16 protein-coding genes are annotated in these 21,289 nt (G+C 70.3%); 6 read left to right on the forward strand and 10 right to left on the reverse strand.

The genetic code is table 11. The features are described 5' to 3' along the window. Positions 1-79: 79 nt before the first annotated feature. The 5 genes from ACYVK5_RS06645 to ACYVK5_RS06665 all read right to left on the reverse strand — a co-directional run bounded on the left by ACYVK5_RS06645 (position 80) and on the right by ACYVK5_RS06665 (position 5,823). Complete coding sequence (locus ACYVK5_RS06645) at positions 80-1,315, reverse strand: substrate-binding domain-containing protein (RefSeq protein ID WP_460703085.1); 1,236 nt, start codon at positions 1,313-1,315, stop codon at positions 80-82. Between the two features lie 95 nt (positions 1,316-1,410). Beyond that, positions 1,411-2,481 carry an ABC transporter permease gene (locus tag ACYVK5_RS06650; RefSeq protein WP_460703087.1) on the reverse strand — a complete coding sequence of 357 codons (1,071 nt, stop codon included), beginning with the start codon at positions 2,479-2,481 and terminating at the stop codon, positions 1,411-1,413. Further along, positions 2,478-3,536: an ABC transporter permease gene (locus tag ACYVK5_RS06655; protein WP_460703089.1), complete on the reverse strand. Its 1,059-nt coding sequence runs from the start codon at positions 3,534-3,536 to the stop codon at positions 2,478-2,480. Before ACYVK5_RS06655 ends, ACYVK5_RS06650 begins: the two co-directional genes overlap by 4 nt. Further along, the gene (locus ACYVK5_RS06660) at positions 3,533-5,146 is read right to left on the reverse strand and encodes a sugar ABC transporter ATP-binding protein (protein WP_460703091.1); all 1,614 of its coding nucleotides are present in this window, start codon (positions 5,144-5,146) and stop codon (positions 3,533-3,535) included. Before ACYVK5_RS06660 ends, ACYVK5_RS06655 begins: the two co-directional genes overlap by 4 nt. Before the next feature lie 122 nt (positions 5,147-5,268). Beyond that, complete coding sequence (locus ACYVK5_RS06665) at positions 5,269-5,823, reverse strand: TetR/AcrR family transcriptional regulator (RefSeq protein WP_460703093.1); 555 nt, start codon at positions 5,821-5,823, stop codon at positions 5,269-5,271. Positions 5,824-5,913: 90 nt separating this feature from the next. On the opposite strand from ACYVK5_RS06665, the gene ACYVK5_RS06670 reads away from it, so the two are divergent. Both ACYVK5_RS06670 and ACYVK5_RS06675 read left to right on the forward strand, forming a co-directional pair. After that, positions 5,914-6,723: an SDR family NAD(P)-dependent oxidoreductase gene (locus ACYVK5_RS06670; RefSeq protein WP_460703095.1), complete on the forward strand. Its 810-nt coding sequence runs from the start codon at positions 5,914-5,916 to the stop codon at positions 6,721-6,723. Between the two features lie 127 nt (positions 6,724-6,850). After that, complete coding sequence (locus ACYVK5_RS06675) at positions 6,851-7,768, forward strand: alpha/beta hydrolase (protein ID WP_460703097.1); 918 nt, start codon at positions 6,851-6,853, stop codon at positions 7,766-7,768. A gap of 64 nt (positions 7,769-7,832) precedes the next feature. Here ACYVK5_RS06675 and ACYVK5_RS06680 read toward each other — a convergent pair whose 3' ends face one another. The 3 genes from ACYVK5_RS06680 to ACYVK5_RS06690 all read right to left on the reverse strand — a co-directional run bounded on the left by ACYVK5_RS06680 (position 7,833) and on the right by ACYVK5_RS06690 (position 12,717). Then, complete coding sequence (locus ACYVK5_RS06680; RefSeq protein WP_460703099.1) at positions 7,833-9,554, reverse strand: carboxylesterase/lipase family protein; 1,722 nt, start codon at positions 9,552-9,554, stop codon at positions 7,833-7,835. Positions 9,555-9,613: 59 nt separating this feature from the next. After that, positions 9,614-11,266: a carboxylesterase/lipase family protein gene (locus ACYVK5_RS06685; protein ID WP_460703101.1), complete on the reverse strand. Its 1,653-nt coding sequence runs from the start codon at positions 11,264-11,266 to the stop codon at positions 9,614-9,616. A 233-nt stretch (positions 11,267-11,499) separates the two neighbouring features. Continuing rightward, positions 11,500-12,717, reverse strand: coding sequence for an MFS transporter (locus tag ACYVK5_RS06690; protein WP_460703103.1), 1,218 nt, complete (start codon positions 12,715-12,717; stop codon positions 11,500-11,502). 430 nt (positions 12,718-13,147) lie between these two features. On the opposite strand from ACYVK5_RS06690, the gene ACYVK5_RS06695 reads away from it, so the two are divergent. The 4 genes from ACYVK5_RS06695 (at position 13,148) to ACYVK5_RS06710 (ending at position 18,585) form a co-directional block, all read left to right on the forward strand. After that, a complete protein-coding gene (locus ACYVK5_RS06695; RefSeq protein ID WP_460703105.1) occupies positions 13,148-14,542 on the forward strand; it encodes a CapA family protein in 1,395 nt (464 codons plus the stop codon). A 138-nt stretch (positions 14,543-14,680) separates the two neighbouring features. Then, complete coding sequence (locus tag ACYVK5_RS06700; RefSeq protein WP_460703106.1) at positions 14,681-16,426, forward strand: ABC transporter permease; 1,746 nt, start codon at positions 14,681-14,683, stop codon at positions 16,424-16,426. Between the two features lie 47 nt (positions 16,427-16,473). After that, positions 16,474-17,718 carry an ABC transporter ATP-binding protein gene (locus ACYVK5_RS06705; RefSeq protein WP_460703108.1) on the forward strand — a complete coding sequence of 415 codons (1,245 nt, stop codon included), beginning with the start codon at positions 16,474-16,476 and terminating at the stop codon, positions 17,716-17,718. A gap of 72 nt (positions 17,719-17,790) precedes the next feature. Next, a complete protein-coding gene (locus ACYVK5_RS06710; protein WP_460703110.1) occupies positions 17,791-18,585 on the forward strand; it encodes an SDR family NAD(P)-dependent oxidoreductase in 795 nt (264 codons plus the stop codon). Between the two features lie 17 nt (positions 18,586-18,602). Here the strand turns inward: ACYVK5_RS06710 and ACYVK5_RS06715 are convergent, their stop codons facing one another. Beyond that, positions 18,603-19,613, reverse strand: a complete 1,011-nt coding sequence (locus ACYVK5_RS06715) for a LysR family transcriptional regulator (protein WP_460703112.1) — start codon at positions 19,611-19,613, stop codon at positions 18,603-18,605. After that, complete coding sequence (locus ACYVK5_RS06720) at positions 19,610-21,289, reverse strand: thiamine pyrophosphate-binding protein (RefSeq protein ID WP_460703114.1); 1,680 nt, start codon at positions 21,287-21,289, stop codon at positions 19,610-19,612. Before ACYVK5_RS06720 ends, ACYVK5_RS06715 begins: the two co-directional genes overlap by 4 nt.

A 21,289-nucleotide genomic window follows, 5' to 3' on the forward strand; every position in this document is an offset into this window, starting at 1 on the left:
GGCCGCCGGGCCACCTTGTCGGCGGTCTCTTCGGCGGTCGTGTCAGTGGTGCGTGCGTCGACGGTCCGTCAGCGGTCGGTCAGCGGTCGGTCCAGGCCTCCGGGAAGCCCGGCAGGTCCTCGCCGCCGTACTTCGCGTAGTGCAGGGAGGGCATGTCGGCGTTCGCGTCGAGGTAGGCCTCGAGCTCGTCGGCCTCGATCGGGGCCTGCGGCAGGACCCACTCGGACGGGACCTCCTCACCCTCCCAGATCATCTGCGCGGCGAGGATCGGGGTGCGCCACTGGAAGTTGGAGTAGACCGGCGCGATCGCCGTCATCCCCGTCTCCTGCCACTTGCGCAGGAAGCTCATCTCGTCCTCCCCGACCATCACGGGGTACGGCTTGCCCATGTCCTCGAACGCCTCGACGGCGGCGACGGATCCGTCACCGGCGTCCATCCAGATGCCGTCGACCTCGCCGCGCTGCAGGTACTGCGTCACGATGTCCTTGATCTGTGCGGCGTCGCCGCCGGTGAACTCCGCACCGACCACCTCGATGTCGGACTCCGCGAAGACCTTGTCGGCCGCGGCCCAGCGGTTCTCGAGCACGTCGACGCCCGGCAGGATCCGCAGCGCGAGCACCTTCGATCCGGGGTCCAGGTTGTCGGCCAGGAACTCCGCGCCGTCGGCCCCGTAGGCGTAGCCGCCGATCGGGTGGATGAAGGTCACCATGCAGTCGGTGTTCACGCCGCGGTCGAACACGATGACGGGCACGCCGCTCTCGCAGGCCGCCTCGACCGCCGGGGTGAGCGTCGCCGTCGTCGACGGCGAGACGATGATCGCGTCGCAGTCACCGGACTCGACGAACGCCTGGATGTCGGAGATCTGCTTGTTGTCGTCGTCGGCCGCGTCGGACACCCGGAACTCGCCGATCACGCCCTCCGACGTGAGCACCTCCACCTGCTGCTGCATCGTGATCCATCCCGTCACCCGCCACGGGTTGGAGACGGACGCGTTCGAGAAGCACAGGGTCTTGTCCCCGCCCTCGGCGGCGAGGTCCGCCGTGTCGGCGTACTCCGGGTCGATCGCCTGGAGCCACGGCTCGTCCGGGTTCCCTTCGGGGTCGATGTCGCGCTGCGCGAGTTCGGTCTCGTAGTCCGCCTCGACGAACCACTCGCTGTTCGCGCCCGACTCGTCGCCGCCCTCGGTCTCCGCGGGCGCGGAGGTCTCGGCGCCCGCGGTCGCCGGGTCGTCGGCGGGCAGGTCGGTCGTACAGGCGGCTGTCAGGAGGAGTGCTGCCGTGGCAGCGCCCGCCAGTAGGACTCTGGTGTGTCGCATGTCGTTCTCTTCTCCTCGGAACATCGTCGTTCGGGCCCGCTCCCAGCGGGCGACAGGATCGATCATTCGGATGGTTGTGGCGTGAGTTGTGCTGGTCAGTGGTTCGCCGGGTCCAGTTCCTTCGGTGCGTCGGACGCGCCCGCCGTGGGCGGGGAACCCCGGCGCCGCCGGAGGCGCGGAAGGCTGGCATAGGCGACGGCGGCGATGATGATCAGGCCCTGGACCGCCGGACGGATGCTCGAGGGCAGGCTCAGCTGGTTGAACAGCGTGAACAACGCCTCCAGGGTGAGGGCGCCGGCCATCGCGGCGATCACGGTGCCGCGGCCGCCACCGAGCATCACGCCGCCGAGCACCACGGCGGTGATCGCCATGAACTCCAGCCCCTCACCCACCTGGGCGGTCACGCCGGCGTACCCGCCGATGAGGACGGCCGCGACCGTGGCACAGAAGCCCGAGAGCAGGAAGGCGCGCGTGCGCACCCACCACACGGCCGAGCCGGCGTAGCCGGCGGCGACGTCGTTGTCCCCCGTGGCCACGAGCGTGCGGCCGAACGGCCGGCGCATCAGCACCGCGGCGACGACGCCGAGCACGACGGCGATCATGACCGCGTACGGCACCTGGAACTGGCCGGGTGTGTCGGGCACCCCGCCACGGCCCCACTGCCGGAAGCCCTCGGTCAGGGCGCCCGTCGGCGCTCCCCCGGTCCACAGGCGGATGGCCCCGTACAGGACGAGCATCATGCCGAGGGTGGTGATGAACGACGGCACCTTGAGCAGGGTCGTGATCAGCCCGTTGACGAGCCCGACCGCCAGGCCGAAGGCGAGCATGAGGGTCATGACGGGCCAGGTCATCGCGGCGTCGCCGTCCATGAGCCGGGCGGCGATCACGACCTGGGCGCCGACCAGCGAGCCGACCGACAGGTCGAACTCTCCCGAGACGATGACGAAGTACTGTCCGATCGCCAGGATGACCAGGGGCGCCGCCTTCTTGGCGAAGGCCATGAGCGACGTCGGCTCGCCGAAGGACGGGTTGAGTGCGAGGATCGCGGCGAACACCAGCACGAGGACGGCGAAGACCGTCCAGCTGCCGCCCGCGGTGAACCGGTCGGCCCAGGTCCTGGCGGAGTCGCGTGCGGGCAGCGTCGTGCGCGGGGCGTCGGCGGTCATGCGGACGCACCTCCCGTCCTCGTCGAGGTTCCGCCCTGCCCGAACCGCGCGCGGCTGCTGGCAGGGTCGATCTGGCGCCGGGCGTACAGCGCCACGGCGGCGATGATGATGACGCCGCGCAGGACGTCCTTGAAGAACGGGTCGACGTCGAGCACGTTGAACACGGTGTCCAGGACCGCGAGGATCAGGACCCCGCCCACCGTCCCGATGACGGATCCGCGGCCGCCGAGCAGCAGGGTCCCGCCCAGGACGACGGCCGCGATCGAGTCGAGGTCGAGCCCGTAGGAGTACACGAGCGCGTTGCCGGTGCCGAATCGCGCCGCGATGAGCAGCCCGCCCACACCGGCGCAGAGCGAGCACAGGATGTGCGCGACGACGATCGTGCGGTCCGTGCGGATGCCGGACAGCCTGGCCACGTCGATGTTCCCGCCCACGGCGAACATGTGATGGCCCTGGCGCGTCCGGGCCAGCAGTACGACGCCCACGGCCGCGACGGCGAGCATCACGAGCGTGGAGATCGGAACGGGTCCGATGCGGGTGTACCCGAACGCCTGGAACATCGGGGGGACCTCACCCGCCGGCCCCTTGAACTGGGTGTCGAGGAAGCCCTTGACGATCAGTCCGACACCGAGTGTCGCGATGAAGGCGTTGACCCGCAGCCGTGCGATGACGAGGCCGTTCACGAGACCGACGAGTGCGGCCACGCCGAGCGCGGCGAGCACGCCGAGCCACGCCCGGGAAGGATCGCCGCCCATCGTCGTGGCGCCGATGATGGAGCACAGCGCCACGACGTACCCGACCGACAGATCCAGGGAGCGGCACAGGATCACGAAGGTCTGCCCGATCGCGACGAAGCCGAGCAGGCTGGTCTGCGTGAGCATGTAGGCCGTGTTCGACGTGCTGAAGAGGTTGCCGCCGCGGACCGCGACGAGCACTCCGGCGACGACGACGATGGCGACCAGCGCGATGTAGACGATCTCCGTCGAACCCAGCCGGCGGCGACGGCTCGCCGTCGGGGTCGCGGGCGGCGCGCCGACCCTGACCGCGGTACTCATCGTTCCTCCTGAGAGTCTGTGGGGTCGGTCCGCTTGGCGGCGCGATCGACGTGGACGTGCTCGCCGGGGTTCCCCCCGGCGTCGGTGGCCAGCGCCATCACGGTTTCCTCGTCGCTGCCGCCGGGCAGCTCGCCCGCGAGGCGGCCGTCGCGCATGACGAGGATCCGGTCGGCCATGGCGACGACCTCGGGCAGTTCCGAGGAGATGAGCAGCACGGCGACGCCCCGGGCGGTGAGCTCGCGCACGAGGTCGTACACGGCCCGCTTGGCACCGACGTCGATCCCGCGGGTCGGTTCGTCAAGGACGATGGTCCGAGGCTCGGTGACGAGCCACTTCGCCAGGACGACCTTCTGCTGGTTGCCCCCGGACAGGAACTGCGCCTCGGTCTCCAGCGACGCGGCGACCAGTTCCAGGGAGGACAGGATCCCGGGCAGCCGGCGCGCGCGGCGGTTCGACGATCCCGGTGCCACGGCGTCCAGCACCAGCCGTGCGTTGGCCATGATCGACCGGCCCAGCGCGAGCCCCTCGGTCTTGCGGTCCTCCGTGACGAGGGCGAGTCCGGCGCGGACCGCCTGCCGAGGCGAGCGGATGTCGACCGTACGCCCGCCCACCTGCACCCGGCCGCGCGTGAACGGCGCGATGCCGAAGATGCCGTGAGCGATCTCGGTACGGCCCGATCCTTGCAGGCCGGCGAGCGCGACGACCTCGCCCGCGCGAACCTGCAGCGTGACGTCGTCGACCTGTGTGTTGCCGACGCCGTCGAGTGCGAGCCGTACCTCGCCCGGCGTGATCGAGGCGTCCTTGTCGGGAAAGTACCCGGCGAAATCGCGGCCCACCATGGTGCGCACGAGCCGGTCCGCGTCGATCTGGGCCGCGGGCGTCGTCAGGACGTGACCGCCGTCCTTGAGCACCGTGATGGTGTCGCAGAGGTCGAAGATCTCCTTGAGGCGGTGCGAGACGTACAGGATCGCGACACCCCGCGCCTTGAGCCGGCGGACGAGGTCGTAGAGCAGCTCGACCTCCTGATCGGCGAGCGCGGCCGTCGGCTCGTCCATCGAGATGATGCGCGCGTCGTAGGACATCGCCTTGACGATCTCGACGATCTGCTGCTGGGCGACGGAGAGCGACCCGACCCGCATCCAGGAAGCGAGACCGGACAGGCCGAGTCCGGCCAGGAGGCGCGTCGTGTCCTCCTGCATACGCCGCCGGTCCACGACACCGCGCCGCCGCGGCTCGCGGCCGAGGTAGACGTTCTCGGCGACGGAGCGCTCGGGCAGGAGGTTGAACTCCTGGAAGACCGTGGACACGCCGGCGTGCTGTGCCGCGAGCGGCGTGGCGAAGGCCACCTGCTCGCCGTCGAGCTCCATGGTGCCGCCGTCGGGACGGTGAACACCCGCGATGATCTTCATCAGCGTCGACTTCCCGGCACCGTTCTCCCCGACGAGCGCGTGCACCTCGCCTGCCCGCACCTCCAGGTCGATGTCCCGGAGCACGGAGTTGCCGAAGAACTCCTTGCCGATGCCGCGCAACCGCAAGATCGGCACGGACCTCGGCGACCCGGCGCCCACCACGGGGGCGCGCAGGTCCTGCTTGGCGTCATCGACTCGCATACCGGACAACTTAGCGACCACTTATGTCGATCGTCAAGCAAAAGTCGCCACGAGATTGGCATAATGCTGGTCGGCGCCGCCGGAGCGAGCGGAGAAGCCGGGGTCCGGGCGGTCCGCCGAGGTCAGGGGCGCGTGGCGCGGTTGAGCAGGGCCCATGCGGCCTCGGCCGTCACGCGGCGGTCCGGGGCCGGCATCTTGGCGACGAGGGTGGCGACCATGCCGACGGCGAGCATGATCTCGTCGACGGTGATCGCCTCCCGGGCCGTTCCGGCTCGCTGCGCTCGCCGGAGCGCGGTCGCGATCGGCACCCGGACGCGTTCGGAGAGCGCCTCCAGCCGCGGGTCGGTCGGCGCCGCGGCGATGATGTCGACGTAGGCGACCGAGTCGATGATCTGTCGTGTGACGACTTCCAGCAGGTCGTCGAGGGTGCGGGCCGGATCGGCCGCAACGGCCTCCAACTCGGCGACATTGTCCTCGACCGCCGCCAGGACCAGGCTGATCCGGTCCGGGAAGTGCCGGTACAGACTTCCCTGCCCGACCCCGGCCCGTTTCGCGACCGCGCTGAGCGGCGCGTCGATGCCGCTCTCGGCGAACACCTCCAGCGCCGCCGCGATGAGCGCTCGCCGATTGGCCCGGGCGGCACGTGGTCCACGGTTGGCTTTGCGTTGGGCGTTCACGAGGCTACAGTAACCGGACACGGCTGTCCGGTTGTGCGGAGGTCGCTGCGGGCGCCAGTACCACTGGACCGCGAGCAGAAGGAGAAGCACATGCGTACAGCAGCGAAGGTCTTCGTCGTGACCGGCGGTGGCAACGGCATCGGGCGAGAAGTCGTCCTCGGACTCATCAAGCGGGGCGCGCGCGTGGCCGCGGTCGACCGCAGCGACGACGGCCTGGCCGAGACCGCGCGCCTGGCCGCCGCCGGCGAGGGGCGACTGTCCACGCACGCGGTCGACATCACCGACCGTGCGGCGATCGAGCAGTTGCCGGGCGAGGTGCAGAAGGTGCACAGCCAGGTCGACGGCGTGATCAACGTCGCGGGGATCGTCCATCGATTCGCGTCGATCCATGAACTCGGCTTCGACGAGATCGAGAAGGTCATGGGAGTCAACTTCTGGGGCACCGTCAACATGGTCAAGGCCTTTACTCCGGTGCTGCTCGAACGTCCCGAGGCGAGCCTGGTGAACGTCTCCAGCATGGGCGCGCTGGTCCCGATTCCGGGGCAGAGCGCGTACGGGGCCAGCAAGGCGGCGGTACGCCTGCTGACCGAGGGCCTGTACGCCGAACTGCGCGGCACCTCGGTGGCGGTCACGGTCGTCTTCCCCGGCGCGGTCGGGACCGACATCCTCAAGAACTCCGGATCAGGGATACCCGGCCGGAAAGCGGCCACCGACGACAACCTGCCGAAGATGACCAGCGCGGCCGACGCCGGCGAGCAGATCATCGCAGCGGTCGAGAAGGGCCGCTACCGGGTCCGCATCGGCGGCGACGCCCGCATGCTCGATCGGCTTTCGCGCCTCATGCCCCAGCGGGCGACCGGACTCATCGCGGACAAGATGAAGTCCCTGCTCGACAACTGATCCGAAAAGCCATGAGCCCCCCCAGCTGCTCCAGCTCCGCTCGGTGCCGCGCCGACGACCGGGCCCCCGTCTGTCGGCCTCCTGGCGCGGGGACGGCCCCACCGCACCGCGAACCCATGGAGGCGCCATGGAAACCGAACGCATCCACCCCGAGCTTCGCAAGGCATATCGGCGAACCCCGGTGGCACCCGTCCAGCGCCGCTGGCAGCTGAAGCTCCTGCGGGCGATCGGTCGCCTGATCCCCGCGAGCACCATCGAGGGCGCTCACGTCAGCGACCGGCACGACGACGCGGTGCGCGTGCGGATCTACCGGCCGACCGAGGCGGCGTCCGGCGCGGGACTGCTGTGGATACACGGCGGCGGCCTGGTCATCGGCTCACCGCGCCAGGACGACCGGATCTGCGCTGCCTTCGCGCGCGGACTCGGACTCGTCTGCGTCTCCGTCGATTACCGCCTGGCTCCCGAGCACCCGTTCCCGGCCGCCGCGGACGACTGTCTCGCCGCCTGGCACTGGTTCCAGCGCAATGCGAGTGACCTCGGGGTCGACCCGGCCCGCATCGCCGTGGCCGGAGCGAGCGCCGGCGGCGGCCTGGCCACAGGTCTGGCGCAGCGACTGCACGATGCCGGCGGCGAGCAGCCGGTCGCGCAACTGCTCTGCGCGCCGATGCTCGACGACCGCACCGCCGCGAGGGCCGAACTGGACGCACTGCGGCATCCGGCCTGGGACAACCGGGCGAACCGCAGCGGCTGGACGGCTTATCTGGGGGGCCCACCCGGGTCCGACGTCCCCGAGTACGCAGTTCCGGCCAGGCGGGTCGACCTCGCCGGGCTGCCTCCGGCATGGATCGGCATCGGCGGCATCGACCTGTTCCTGGACGAGAACCTCGCCTACGCCGAACGGCTGCGGGAGGCGGACGTCGACTGCGAACTCGCGCTCGTCCCCGGTGCTCCGCACGGCTTCGAGGCCATCGCCTTCGACGCCCCCGTGACGCAGTCGCACCTCGGCCGCGGTCTCACGTGGCTTCAGGGACGGCTGGAGACATGAGCGCCGTTGAGCGTACGTACCCGCAACGAGCGGAGAAACCGAGTCCGGCCTGGGCACACGTCACTCACTCCGCGGGACTCACCTCGTCCCACAGTCCGCAGCGGTGCTGCGCGTCGATGACGGCGTGGGATACCGCCTCGCCCGACGGGGCGGCGAACTGCATCTCTCGCCCGCCGGGCTCGTACCGGGGCCAGTCCGGCGCGCCGGCGACGCCGGGCGCGCCGGTGGCCGCGAACGCGTACCAGTAGGCCGACATCTGGTCGCCCAGCTGCACCTGCTCACGGCTGAACGGCAGGGCCGTCCCCAGGTAGTCCCACAGGTAGCCCAGGTCGTTCACGTGGGTGGCGCCGAACGGGTAGTCGACCCCGAGTCGCCAGATGGAGGTGAACGGCGGGCCGTCCTGCTCGGCGAACTCGTACACGTACGTCGTGTTGCCCGCGCCCATGCGGTCGCGTGTGGTCTGGTCGCGGCAGGCGCGCTCGTCGCTGGTGATGTCACCCCACGCGACGGTGGGAGACCAGTAGTCGTCCACCGGGTACACCTCGCGCACGCGATCGGCGTGTCCGGGGTACGACTCCTCGACCAGCGCGTCGACGCCGCCGGCCGTGAGGGGTGCGCCCCGGTGGTCGTACTGGCTGAACACCGCTTGCTGGCGCTCGTCGGAGGTGCCGCCCAGGAGCACGGGGACGTCGGCCAGTTCGCCGGCCTCGAGGAGCTCCAGCGGGTCCTGCGGGAGCATCCCGGTGCCCGAGACGGCGCCGCTGATCCGCACCTCCTGCTGCGCCGCCAGGATCTCGGCGGGCTCCTTGCCACGCAGGCATTCCACCTGCGTGGCCGCGGCGGCACAGCCGAGCACGGCGGCGAACTCCTCGCCCGTACTGCGGGCCTCGTCGAGGCCGCGCGCGGAGCAGCCGCCGCTCATCATGATCACCTTGTCGAAAAGCCCTTCGGAGCCGGGCGCCGACAGGTGCACGCACGAGTTGCCCGCGCCGGCGGACTGGCCGGCGATGGTCACGTTGCCCGGGTCGCCGCCGAACCCGTCGATGTTCCGCTGCACCCAGCGCAACGCCGCCTGCTGGTCGAGGATGCCGTAGTTGCCGGTGCTCCCGTCGCCGTTCTCGGTCTCCAGGGCCGGCGTCGCCAGGTAGCCGAGTGCGCCGAGCCGGTAGTTGACGGTGACGTAGACGGCGTCGTGCCGGGCCACGAACTTGGCCGGGTCGGTGTCCCGGCCCGCACCGCCGGTGTTGCCGCCGCCGTGGATCCAGACGATCACGGGCAGGCCGTCCCGGTCACGACCCGCCCGGTCGCGGTCGGCCTTCTGGGTGCCGTGACGTCCGCCGTCGCGACCGCCGGTTCCTGCCGACCGGTAGACGTTCAGGTACAGGCAGTCCTCGGTCAGTGTGGGCTCCTCGTACCCCGGGTCCCAGCCGGTGCCCTGCACGCAGGAACCGCCGAACTCCGCGGCGTCCCGTACGCCGTTCCACGCCTCCGGTGGCTGGGTCGCCCCGAACCGCAGGTCGCCCACGGGCGGAGCCGCGTACGGGATGCCGAGCCAGCGGGTGTACTCGGCGGTGGCCTCGCCGCGGACCCGGCCCTGCGCGGTCCGGACGACGGTTCCGCCGCCCGCTCCACCGCTCCGGGTGTCCCCCACCGTCGTCCCGTCCTGCACCGCGCCGGCCGGTGCCGGCGGGTGCGCCGGCGGCACCTGCGTCAGTCCGAGCACGAGCCCGGCCGTCACCACCGAGGTCGCTGCGATCTCTTTCAGTCGATTCTGCCTGAGCCTCATGGATCGGTTCCTTCCGTCGGTCGCTGTCGTCGGTTGGAGCGTCGTCGGGCCCCGGGCCGTCAGTCCGGGAGCGTCTCGAAGAAGGCGCAGTTGTGCAGCTCACGCAGCCCGGTGGTCACGTGGATCTCGGGGGCGAGCACGATCACCTCGTCCGTCCGCGTCGTGTGCCGGGGCCACCCGACCTCGCCTCGCGCGGCTGGCGCGCCGTGCCGGGCGAACGCGGCCCAGTAGTCCTGCATCGAGTGCGCGAGCCGGGTCTGCTCCCTGGTCAGGGGCCGGTCACCGAGCGTGAAGTCGAACAGGTAGGCAAGCTCGCCGCTGTGCGCGCTGGACATGTCGATGCCCTCGGGCTGGAAGCCGAAGAGGGTCGGGCTGGTCGGGTCGTCGAAGTGGTACCGGTAGACCGGCACGCCCTGGCCGAGGAACAGCCTGGCGTTGGCGTCCACGCTGCACCCCGCGCCACCGTCCGTGAGTGCCGCCGCCAGCGCGTAGAAGGGGAGCTCGTAGTCACCGGCCGGATACTCCTCGAGGACCAGGGGCGCGGCGGCCTCGCCGAACTCCTCCACGAGCAGGTCCTCGTACTCCGCCTCGGTGATCCCGGCATGCTGCTGGTTCTGCAGCTTCTCCTCCCAGCGGGTGTTGCCCACCATCACCGGGACCCTGGGCCATCGGCCGGCGGCGATCGCGTCGCCAGGAGCCTGAGGGAGGGTGGGCGTACCGACGTAGCCCGAGGTGCGGCCGATCTCTCCCTGTGCCTGGACCAGGTCTGCCGGCCAGGCGTGGCGCAGGCACTCGAGCTGGTCGGGCCCGTCCGGGCAGCCGGCGAGCCCGGCGAACTCCTGGCCCGTGGCGTGCGCCGAGGCCCGGCTCGTGCCGCCACCGGTGCACGGGGAGCTCTGCATGACGGCACGGTCGATCATGCCCTCGGTCAGGGGCGAGGCGAGCAGGTTGCACACGGCCCGCGCGCCGGCGGACTGCCCGAAGATCGTGACGTTGTCCGGATCACCCCCGAACGCCGTGATCGACTCCTCGACCCACTTGAGCGCCTGCACCTGGTCCAGCAGGGCGAAGTTGCCGCCGGCGTCGGGGTTCTCCGCGTCCAGCGCCGGTAGCGCGAGGTTGCCCGAGGCCCCGAGACGGTAGTTGGCGCTGACGAGGATGACGTCGTTCCTGCCGGCGATCGTCTGCCCGCCGTAGAGAACCCCGGAGCCCTGTGTGGCTCCTCCGCCGTGGTAGAAGACCATCACGGGAAGCTTCTCGCCGCGCGGCACGCGGGCCGGCCGGTACACGTCGAGGTAGAGACAGTCCAAGCTGGTCGCCTGGTCGTTCTTTACCCCGGTCGGCTGGAACTGCAGGCACGCGGGTTCCTGTTCGGCGGCGTCGCGCACGCCGGCCCAGGGCTCAGGGTCGACGGGCGCCTCCCACATGAGGTCGTAGACCGGCGGCTGCGCGAACGGCAGGCCCAGGAACGCCTGGGCGTCGCCGACCGCCTTGCCCCGCACGGTCCCGTCAGGGGTGCGGACCCGCAGGCTCTGCTCGCTCCCGCCACGGTCGGACGGCCGGTCGACGGGAACGGCAGTCGCCGCCGGTACGACGGCGACAGCCGCGACGAGCGCGAGTCCGGCCGCCGCCGCGCCGGCGCTCCGGGACGCCCTGCGCGGCTTCGGGTTGGAATGGGGGTCTCGGCGCCATGGCTGGTGGATCGTGAACACGTCAGCTCCTTCGTCGCAGCTGTGCATCCGGGCAATTCATCAGCACGATGAAAAGGCTCATGACCGGGAACATCTCACCCCGGCACCAGCATTCAGAATGCTACATATCCTGCCAGGTCACGGGAATACTTGTTCGCATTCGAGACTCTTATCGGCCGATAAGACCGGGATATTCGCAGGGCATTTCCGGTCCACGGAGCAACCGTTTTCAAGGCGCGACCACATGGCCGTCGTCACGGGCCGAGATGCCGTCGGGCGAACCGTGGCAGGACGGCCGCCGCGAGCAAAGCGGCGCACGCCAGGACGAGAGAAGCGGGACCGAGGCCGAGCATGCCTGAGGCCACTACCACCACGACCGGTGCGGCCGCGCCGCCCGCGTCCGTGATCAGGCGCCACGAGCTGAGGAACGTCGCGGGCGAGTTCGGGTCCGCCAGGTCGGAGCCGATCGTCGGCACGAGACCGCCGCTCACTCCGTTCGCCACCGCCATCAGAGCGACCGACCCGACATACAGGACGTCGCCGGCGGGCGACACGATCGCCAGAGGAAGGACGAGGTGAGCGATGCCGAAGAGCACGAGTGTTCCCACAGCGACAGACGTGCGCCCGACCCGATCGACGAGCGCGCCACCGAGGTAGCAGACAGCAAGGTCCACGGCGCCGGTGACACCGATGAGCAGCGCGATGGAAGCGTCCTGCCATCCGAGGCCGACGCCGATGAGCGGCACCAGCAACCGGCGGCCGGTACGCATCGAGCCGATGACGGAGACAGTGAGCCCGAGCTGCAGCAGAACGCCACGCCGGTCCCACATCGTGCCGAGCACGCCACGGCGCTCATCCGGGCCACCGGAGATCCTCGAGCTCGGGAACTTCGCGGTGATCACGATCGGCAGGAGCACGACCGCGGTTCCCGCCACCACGAGAAACGCCGATCCGGCGTGACCGGACAGGTGGAACGCGGCGGCGGCGAGGAAGGGACCGAGCAAGGTGCCCAGCCGGGTGACGCCCGCGACCGCGGAGAGCGTCCTGCCTCGCGCCGGGGCCGGAACGACGACCGTGATCCAGGCGTGCCGCGCCATGGCGAAGACGGACACGCCGGCCCCGATCAGGGTCGCGCCGGCCCCCAGGAGGACGATCGATCCTCCGAGGAAGGCCAGCAGAGCACCGGTCCCGGTGACCACGCTCGCGGCGATCATCGCGGATCGCTCGCCGACGCGATCGACGAGCCAGCCGGCCGGGAGCGTCGAGCAGAACTGGCCCACCGTGAGCAGTGCCGCCACGGCCGCGGCCACGGTGTACGAGTTCGTGACCGCCGCGGCCGCGAGCGGTGCCGCGGTCGTCGCGACTCCCTGCCCGAGGGAGTTGAGCAGGTTCGGGACCAGGACCGTGAGACCGATCCGGCGCCAGGGGACCCCCGGACCGTCGGGCGGCTCGCCGCCGGCCGCGTCGTTCATCGCATGAGGTCGCCGCGAGAGGCCATGGCCGTATCCCTGGGGCCATCGGCATCCCTGGGACAGTCGGCCGAGAACATCCTGCTCAGGTCTCGCATGGCGTCCTCTCGCTGCGTGAACGGCGACTCGCGATCACCACGGCCGAGTCCTGTCCACGGACGTTAGGGAGGCTCCCGGGCGCGGTCAACGACTTCGGAGCCAACGATTCCTGACCGGGCGATAAGCCCGGCCGGCACCTGCCGGCGATCTTCTTGCGCGGGTGCCACGGACACGCGATCACGGAGTGATAAGCGGCGTTGATCGGTCGAGCATGAAGTGTGCACTTTTGGGCGCGATCCGGGCCACCTAGCGTGGCGGACACCTGATCGCCACGGTCGTTCGCACACCGAACCCGTTCCGTGCGGCGACCCCCACGAAAGGAAGTGCTCCGAGCATGTCAGAACCCTTTGACTGGTCCATCGCCATCGCCGGTGAGTGCATGGTGACACGGCCGTTCTCGATGCATTCCGAGGATGAGTTCGTCGGGGTGCGCGATCTCTTCGCCGGCTCGGACGTCACCTACGCCCACCTCGAGATGAACTTCGGCGATCACCGCGAGCTGCACCCCGGCCGCGGTGACTGGTTCGGCAGCTACATGCTGGCCGGGCCGGATCTGCCCGCCGAGCTCCGCTGGCTGGGTGTCGACGTGATGTCGACGGCGAACAATCACAGCCTCGACTTCGGCGAGAAGGGCCTCGCCTCGACGATCGACTCGTGCCGCGCGGCAGGCCTCGCCACGGCCGGGACCGGCCAGGACCTGGACGACGCCCGCGCCCCGGCCTACGTCGAGACCCCGGCCGGCCGGCTGGCGCTGATCTCGGTCAGCTCCGGCAACCGTCCGCACGAGTGGGCAGGCCGGCCCAAGGAGACGATGGTGGGGCGCCCGGGGATCAACCCGCTGCGCACCGAGTGGACCTACCACGTGCCCGCGGAGGCCGCGACCAGGCTGCGCGACTCGGCAGGGCAGCTCGGTATCCTCCGCACCAGCGCGCAGTGCGGTCCGGGCAAGACAGGCCGGATGCTCGCCGACGACGAGTTCCAGTACGTGCTTCCCGGTGGCCAGTCCGCTGCCGGCGAGCTGGTCTTCAAGGAGTCCGACGACTACCGCATCGAGACCCGTTGCCAGGCGGCCGATCTCGAGGGGAACCTTCGCTCGATCCGGTCGGCGTCGGCCATGGCCGACGTCGTCATGGTCGCGCATCACTTCAACATCTCCGAGGGTGCACGCGGCGACAAGCCGCCTGCCTTCGTCCGCGAGTTCGCGCACCGCGCGATCGAGGAGGGCGCCGACATCTTCGTCGGACACGGCTGGCACAGGACTCTCGGCATCGAGATCTACCAGGGCAAGCCGATCTTCTACGGCCTCGGAAACTTCTTCGCCCAGTCGGAGTTCCTGGAGCACGTGCCGTCCGACAGCTACGAGACCTGGGGCCACGACGTGGACCGGCTCACTACCCTGACTCCCGACATGTGGCCCCTCCACCCCGGCCTGGACGGCCCGTCGGAGACCTGGTGGAGCTCGGCGATCATCAAGGTGCATCTTTCCGAGGGCCAGGTGTCCGAGGTGACCCTGCATCCCGTCGAGATGGGACGTGAGGTGACCAGGGAAGCCAAGGTCACCCGCTCCACGGGCGGGTCGGCCGAGCACCCCCTGACCGAAGGGCGACCGATCCTGGCCGACCAGCTCAACAGCGAGCGCGTCATCGAACGCTTCCAGGCTCTCTCGGCCAGGTACGGGACGACGGTCACGCTCGAGAACGGCGTCGGCCGCGTGCAGGTCGAGAGCTGACTTGGTTCGGCAGGAACGACAGGACGAAGATGCGACGACGCACAGTCCGGAGGGCAGGGTCGGCAGCCGGCCGGCCCTGCCGGCACCACGGGTACAGCTCGTTGCCGAGCCGGCAACGGTTCAAGGAGGAGATGCGACATGGCCGTCGTGACACCGGATCGTGACGACACCGCTGCGCCCGGCGCGCCGCCCAGAGCTTCGAGCGGCCGGAGCCAGGCCGTGACGCGACGCATCACGATCAGTGTCCTCGTCGTGGTCCTGACGGTCCTCGTGTTCCTGCCGACGGCCTTCGTCTTCATCGCGGCGCTGTCGGAGAACGCACGGGACCCCATCTCGACCTTCACGCTGGACGCCATCCGCGACAGCTACGGGTCGCTGGAGATCTGGCGAGTCCTCGGCGAGACGATGGCGATGTCGGTGCTCTGCGGGATCATCGCCACCGCGATCGGCGGTGCCCTGGCCTGGGTCATCGCGCGTACTGACGTGCCGTTCAAGCGCCTCTTCGAGATCGTCGTCATCGCTCCGCTGTTCCTGTCCCCGTTCATCGGGGCGCTGGCGTTCCTCGAGCTCGGCGCGCCCAGCACCGGCCTGCTCAACCAGCTGGCCCGCGCGGCGAACCTCCCGTCGTGGGTGGCGATCGACGTGATGACCTTCCACTGGCTGGTCATCATCCTGGCGTTGCACTACGTGCCCTACGGCTACCTACTCGTCTCGGGCAGCCTCCAGAACATGGACGCCGGCCTCGAGGAGGCCTCACTGATCAACGGGCGCGGCACCGTGCAGACGGCGCTGCGTGTCACGTTGCCGGCCGTCAAGCACGCCATGATGTCGGCGGTCATCTTCGTCACGATCAGTGCGACCGGCATGTTCTCCGTTCCCGCTCTCCTCGGCGCCAAGATGGATTTCCGGCCGCTGGCTGTCACGGTCTACCGGGCGACCAGCGGTTACCCGGCGAACTACGCCCTCGCGGCGGCCCTGGGCACGATGCTCGTCCTGCTCAGCATCGTCGGCCTCTGGCTGTACCAGCGCGGGATACGGCAGTCGTCGAAGTTCGTCACCGTCACCGGCAGGTCCCGCAACCACAAGCGCATCGGTCTGGGACCGATGAAGTACGTGATCGTGCTGCTCCTGGTCCTGTACGCACTGATCACGACGATCCTGCCCTACGCGGCGCTGTGCCTGCGGGCGCTCAGCACCTCGACCAACCTCGAGGACATCCACCTCACCACAGCGGTGGTGCGGGACGTGTTCGCCAAGCCGGAGCTCGAGGCCGCGCTCGCCAACACGATCATCGTCTCGGCCGCGACCGCGATCCTGGCGGTCACCGTGGGGGCGTTCACCTCCTACTTCACGGAGCGCGTGCGGTTCCGCGGATCAGGCATGCTGAACTCGGTGGCGATGTCCCCGCTCGCGGTTCCCGGCATCGTCTTCGCCACCGGCGTCTTCGCGATGTATCTCGGGACCCCGCTCTACGGCACCCTGGCGATCATGATCATCGCCTACGTCGCGTCGTACCTGCCGCACGCCACCAGGGTGACCGGCAACGGTTTCGCGCAGATCGACGCCTCGCTCGAGGAGGCGTCCCGCATGTGCGGCGCGACCCGGATGCAGACGATGCGCAGGATCCTGCTGCCCCTGATGAAGCCGTCCATCTCGGCCGCGCTGATCATGGTGTTCCTCTTCACGGTCCGCGAGATCAACACCGCGATCCTGCTCTACACGCCGGACACGATGCTGCTGTCGATCCTCTCCTTCAACTACGCCTCCCAGGCATCGCTGCCTGCCGCGGCCGTCGTCGGGCTCATCGAGACGGCCCTGATGATCGTGTGGATCGGACTGGCGATGCTCGTCCTGCGGCCGGGAAACCTGTACAAGCGAGTCTGAGTTCCCGAAATCCGAGTTCCTATGACAACGAGGTCACACCGATGAAGATGACGAACAGAAGCGTGAACGGGCAACCGGCCACGGCGACCGATGCCGCCCTCCAGATCAAAGGGCTCGTCGCGGCCTACGGCGCGTCGGTGGCCGTGCCCGATCTCGACCTCGAGATCGGGGGCTCGGAGTTCGTGACGCTGCTCGGGCCCAGCGGCTGCGGCAAGACGACGACCCTGCGGTGCGTGGCGGGACTGCACACGCCGGCCGGCGGCGAGATCCTTCTCGCCGGGCAGCGGGTCTACGGCGGCGCGGTCAACGTGCCGCCCAACAAGCGGGACATCAACATGGTCTTCCAGTCGTACGCCGTCTGGCCGCACATGACGACCCTCGAGAACGTGGTCTACGGGCTGAAGGCGCAAGGGATGAACGGCGCCACCGCGCGCAAGAAGGCGCGCGGAATGCTCGAGCTCGTCGGGCTCGGCGAGTACGAGGGCCGGTACGCCACCGACCTGAGCGGCGGACAGCAGCAGCGGGTGGCGCTGGCCCGTGCGCTCGCCACCGGGCCCGCCCTCGTCCTGATGGACGAGCCGCTGAGCAACCTGGACGCCCTGCTCCGCGCACGGATGCGAGACGAGATCCGGCAGTTGCAGCGGAGTACGGAGACGAGCGTGCTCTACGTGACCCACGATCAGTCGGAGGCGCTGTCGATGTCCGACCGCGTCGTCGTCATGCACGAGGGAAGGATCCAGCAGGTCGGCGATCCGTGGACGCTCTACCACCGTCCCGCCAACGCCTTCGTCGCCACGTTCGTCGGGGACGCGAACATCGTGCGCGGAACCGTGACGGAGGTCGGATCCCACGCGTTCACCGTCGCGCTGCCGTCGCTGGGCGAGGGCACCGTCTTCGACGTCGCACTCGACCCTTCGGGCACGGGTCCGACGGTCGGCCGCGACGTCTCGGTGGTGTTCCGGCCCGAGTGGGTGACCGTCGCCGATGCCGGCGAACACGAGCCGGAGCCGGTCGGCCGCAACGCCCTGAGGGCCACCGTCCTCTCGAGCGAGTTCCTCGGGTCCCACTTCGAACGGAGCTACCAGGCCGGCACCCACACCCTCCGGGTCCAGGCGGCGACCGGTCTGACGTCGCGGCCCGTTTCCGTCGGGGCCCGGCAGATGCTCGGGATCACCCCGGAGAACCTCGCGTGGTTCGATCCGGAGCAGGGCTCCCGCGGCCACGAGCAGGCCGAGACCCAGGCCTCCGCCGAGGACGTGCTGGTCACCACCCCCACCACCCGGGATGGGTGAGCGACGGGCCGGTGCGCCATCCAGGTGGCGTCAGAGCGCAGGCACCCGGGCGAACCGAGGAAGGAGCTTTGGATGACTGAGATGATAGAAACCACGGGGACGGCGGAGCCTTCGGCGGGTGTCAGCCTCAAGGGCCGTGTCGCACTTGTCTCGGGAGCGGGACGCAACACCGGACGGGCGATCGCACTGGCCTTCGCGAACGCCGGCGCGGACGTCGTCGTGAACGTCGCCTCCAACACCGCGGAGATGCAGGCGGTGGTCGAGGAGGTCGAGGGGTACGGCGTACGAGCGATCGGCGTCCAGGCCGACGTCTCCCAGGAGGACGACGTCGAGCACATGTTCGCCGAGGCCCTGGACCGCCTCGGACCCGTCACCGTCCTGGTCAACAACGTGGCTCTCCGCCCGCGTACGGGCATCAGGGACATGACGGCCGACGAATGGGACCGGGTCCATGCCGTCGGCCTGCGGGGCCCGTTTCTCGCCTGCCGGGCGGCCGTGCGCCACATGGACACCGTCGGGTGGGGCCGCATCATCAACACCTCGGGGCAGGACGCCTTCACGGGACGAGCCAATCGTGCGCATGGTGTCGCGGCGAAGGCCGGCATCCACGGCCTGACGAAGGCGCTCGCCGTGGAGCTCGCGCCGAGCGGTATCACGGTCAACACGATCGTCCCCGGGACCTTCCGCACGTCGAGGCCGGCGAAGTGGTATCCGAACCTCGACTACGACAAGACCGCCGAACGGGTGCCCGTCCAGCGCATCGGCGAACCGTACGAGCTCGCACGCGCGTGCCTGTTCCTGGCCACCGACCCGGGATACATCACCGGCAGTGCGCTGCACGTGAACGGCGGGAGCACGATCGTCTGACCACCAGGACCGCCCGCCTACGGGCCGTCCGTCAGGTCGGCACGGTCGGGCTTCGCCCGGGCAACCGGGCTGAGGGTGGCGTCGACCTTGGCCGGCAGCACGTCGACGAACACCTTCGCGTGGTGCGGGATGTCCCGGTCGGACCGGGTGAGGATCACCGCGCCCCGTACGAGCGGCAGCCCGGTGACGGGCACCGTCGCGAGACGCCCGTCCCGCTCGTCCTGGACGGCGCAGAAGTCCGGGAGGACGGCCAGCGCCAGGCCACGGGTGACGTACGTCCGCATCGCCTCGAGGCCACGGGACTCGAGCACGATGCGCAGGGAGACGCCGACCTTCTTGGCCCACCGCTCGATCAGCTCCCGGCTGCGCATCCCGGTCGCGAACGTCGCGAAGCCCACGCCCGCGAGGTGCTCGAGCCGGTCGTCCTCGTCGAGCGCCAGGATCGGGTCGTTGGGCCGTGCGTAGAGGTACATCCGCTCCTCGATCGTGCCGGCGACGCCGAAGCCGTCCGGCGCGGGCGCACGGCAGATGCCGAGATCGGCGTCCCCGGTCTCCAGCTCTCGCATGCAGCTCTCCCTGGACGGCGCGTGCCGGATCACCACGTTGACGCCGGGAGCGATGCGCTTCATCGTCACGACCGCCTCGACGAGCAGGTGCTTGATGTGGTCGGTGTCGCTGACGACGACGAGCGTCGAGCTCTCGCTCAGGTCCTTCATCCGTTCGAGGCGCTCGTGGAAGAAGTCCGTGCGGACGAGCATCTCGTCGGCGAACTCCATGAGCGCCCGGCCGGCTGCGGTGAGCTCGGACCGGGCGCCCTGGCGGCGGTCGAGCAGGGCGCACCCGAGCAGCCGTTCGAGGTGCCGGATGCGCTGGGAGACGGCGGGCTGGGTCAACGCCAGCTCCGCCGCCGCGGCACGGAACGACCCTGCCCGCCCGAGCGTCTGGAACGTGAAGAGCTGGTCGAGGCTGAGCCCGGCGATGAGGTTCTGCCGGCTCGTGGGCTTCGAGACGCGCCTGGTGGTGCTCACCGCTGGAGCGTAGCCGGGGACTCGCCGAGACGCTGCTCCCCGTTCGTGCCAAGGGCTCTGGTGCCTTCGACCTCGGGATCGATGCGGACGTCGATGAGGTGGAGCCCGTCGCCGCGGAACTTGAGCGCGGACAGTTCGTCGAGGGTCTCGACTACCGTCCCGACCCCGTCGAACGCCTCGCCCAGGCGCACGAGGTCCGGCGGCACCTGCTGGGCGATCGTGTCCGGTAGCCCGTACTGACGCAGGTGCTTGACCTCGGCGCCGTACTGCAGGTCGTTCATCACCACGATCGTGAGCCGCAGGCCGGCGAGCCGGACCGCGTCGAGCTCCTGGGCCGACATCATCAGGCCGCCGTCCCCGCAGACGAGGACGACGTAGGCGTCAGGCCTGCCCGCGGCCGCGCCGATCGCGGTGCCCAGCCCGAGGCCTATCGAGCCGTACCCGCGGCCGACGAGGAAGTCTCTGGCGGTCCGCGTCCCGACGAGCGTAGGGAGCGTGGGCAGCGTCCGGCCGGAGTCGGTGACGACCAGCCGTTCGGGGGGTAGCACCTCGTCGAGTACCTGGTAGACCTCGCGCGGGTCGAGGCCGTGGCTGCGGTCGAGCGGCACGGCATGGACGGACTCGCGGATCGCCGCTTTCGGCAACGGCGCCGGCGGTGGACGCCTGTCCAGGCCGCGCACGCTCCAGGCCGCGAGCAGCGACTCGGCGGTGGCGCGGGCGTCGCCGACCAGCGCCAGGTCGACCGGGACGACCTGGCCGACGGCGTCCGGGTTCACGTCGCACTGGATCACCACCGGTGCGTCGTAGAGCTTTCCGTGCCCGTGGGTGAACTGGTTGAAGGAGGCGCCGAAGACCAGCACGAGGTCCGACTCGCGCAGGGCGCGACGGGCGGCGACCGGCGCCCAGCCTCCGCTGATCCCGAGGTCCTGTGGGTGCCCGGCGAAGAACTGGGTCGCCAGGATGCTCGTCGCCAGCCGGGCGCCGGTCGCCTCGGCGAGGGCGACGAGCTCGGGGCGGCTGTCGGCGTGCACCGCCCCCTGACCGGCGAGGATCAGGGGACGGTCGGACCGGGCGAGCAGGTCGACCGCCTTCTCGACCGACGACGCGTCCGGCGCGCCGCGCTCCCTGCCGGGGCCCGGCTGGGGCACCGTCGCCAGCCGCTCCCGCAGCATCCCGTCCGCCATGCTGAGAACTTGCGGCTGCCCGTCCCATCGGGCGGCGCCGACAGCTGCATCGAGTGCTTCGGCGAACTCCCCGAGCGTTCTCGCGTGATGGAATCCGGCGCCGATCAGCTCGGTGAAGGCACGCTGTTCGACGTTCTGCGCGGTCATGGAGTCCGGTGACGGCGATTCGGCGACCACCATCACGAGCGGACTGTGGTTGCGGACCGCCGCGATCAGCGCGTTGACGGCGTTCGCGAACCCGGGGCCCCGGGAGACACTGCACAGCCCGACCCTGCCCGTCGACCGTGCGTAACCGACGGCGGCGGAGACGCAGGTCGCCTCGTGCCGGGTGGGGACCAGGCGGAGCCGGCCGTTCTCCACCCCGGCTCCGATCCATGGCACGTTCGTCCCGCCCAGCATGCTGAACACGGTGTCGAAACCTCGCGAGGCGAGCATCTCGGCAACGGCCTCGTGGCCCGGGATGAGGCCGCGTGCATCTTCGACCACGCTCAC

This window comes from Myceligenerans halotolerans, assembly GCF_054782975.1.